Source organism: Escherichia sp. E2586 (assembly GCF_005781105.1).
GTDB lineage: Bacteria > Pseudomonadota > Gammaproteobacteria > Enterobacterales > Enterobacteriaceae > Escherichia.
This window is the reverse complement of record NZ_VATN01000052.1, coordinates 1-1,229: the sequence shown is the minus strand read 5'-3', so window position 1 is coordinate 1,229 and position 1,229 is coordinate 1. Positions and strand designations below refer to the sequence as shown.

The window sequence follows — 1,229 nt, the reverse complement described above, 5'->3', positions numbered from 1 at the left end:
GTTAATACCGGAGGGAACAAAAGGCAGGTCCCCGCAAAACGTCAAAACCGCGGCTCCCGAAACTCAACAGATGATGGGGGCTGAAAACATCAGATACAGGAGGAATTATGAGCGCATTTTCTTTTAACACCACTTATCAGCCAACAGGCGATCAGCAGAAAGACGCAATCGCACAGATCGGGATCATGCAGAGTCGTGCTGTTCAGGCAAATCTTGCATATCAGAGCAGCCAGGATGCGGAAACGCTGATGAAACAGTTAGGGCAAATCAATGATGAACTGGGGGCGCTGTTGGATAGCCTGGAAAATCACACGCCAGTTATCAGAAAAAAAGCCAGTGATTTGAGTGCACTGATGATGCTTTTCAGCCAACAGGCCGGTCAGTCCATGAGCAGTCCTGTGTGATGATTATCCCCCTGATTGTTGGTGATTTGTTAATGGTAATCAGGGGGCAGGAAATTAAGCGAAAGATGCTCTGATGGCTGAACTGGCTCTGGAGTACCGAAAATCGGGCCGCACCGTCGTCCCGGATAGTGCTGAAATATTTAATGTGGAGAGAAAGGATGGGATATATCACATATGTTACAGATCAACGACCCGGTGAACCAGATATCCTGACCGGGAACACGTTTGCTGATCTGGAGATTCGTGATTCTGATGGGCATCTTCTGCTGAAAGTGTCTGCACCTGAAGCCGGCTGGACACACGAAAACCTGAACCTTGTTCAGCCGCAGGAAGTGCAGGAGGGGAACGATGCATTTGATGCTTATCTGAATGGTATATGGATCGGCTCGACAGAGGTCTGAACAAATCACGCCAGTAGAAGACGCCGGGCAGGCGGGAGGATAAATGCCTGTCTGCCCGCGCCGGGAAAAAAAACGCGCGCCGGTGGCGCTGGAAGAGGCCGCGCTGACGCGCCGCCCCTTCCATTACGCGGATATTCTGATGTGTGCTTCTGTCTTTTCATCCCTGTGATTCTCCTGTTTCTTAGGATGTTTTTGTTTCTGCTACTGCTACTGCTACTGCTACTGCTACTGCTCTTCTTTTTCCTGCTGCTCTCATTCCTGTCAGTTTTGTTGTTCTCCTGCCTGTGTCTTTCCCGGGCGTCCCCCTGACGGGGCGGGCTGTCGTGAACGGAGCCAGCGAAGCTGTCTCCGCCCTGGCGGGCTTCCATCCCTGACGCGAAACCCTGGCTTGCAGCGACCGTTCCGGTCGCGCCGCCTCTGTCGC

3 protein-coding genes and 2 pseudogenes are annotated in these 1,229 nt (G+C 52.4%); 4 read left to right on the top strand and 1 reads right to left on the bottom strand.

The genetic code is table 11. The annotated features are described in order from the left end of the window. From FEK50_RS24660 to FEK50_RS24770, 4 genes and pseudogenes are all read left to right on the top strand, one after another. Positions 1 to 84, top strand: a pseudogene (locus FEK50_RS24660) (single-stranded DNA-binding protein); the annotation flags it as partial. 23 nt (positions 85 to 107) lie between these two features. Further along, positions 108 to 404: a hypothetical protein gene (locus FEK50_RS23935; protein WP_131162666.1), complete on the top strand. Its 297-nt coding sequence runs from the start codon at positions 108 to 110 to the stop codon at positions 402 to 404. Positions 405 to 562: 158 nt separating this feature from the next. Beyond that, on the top strand, positions 563 to 805 hold the full coding sequence (locus FEK50_RS23930; RefSeq protein ID WP_089588010.1) for a hypothetical protein: 243 nt from the start codon (positions 563 to 565) through the stop codon (positions 803 to 805). A 43-nt stretch (positions 806 to 848) separates the two neighbouring features. Further along, positions 849 to 974, top strand: coding sequence for a hypothetical protein (locus FEK50_RS24770; RefSeq protein ID WP_274537122.1), 126 nt, complete (start codon positions 849 to 851; stop codon positions 972 to 974). Here the strand turns inward: FEK50_RS24770 and FEK50_RS24355 are convergent. Next, positions 913 to 1,229, bottom strand: a pseudogene (locus FEK50_RS24355) (pilus protein); the annotation flags it as partial. The gene FEK50_RS24770 and the pseudogene FEK50_RS24355 sit on opposite strands and share 62 nt — an antisense overlap.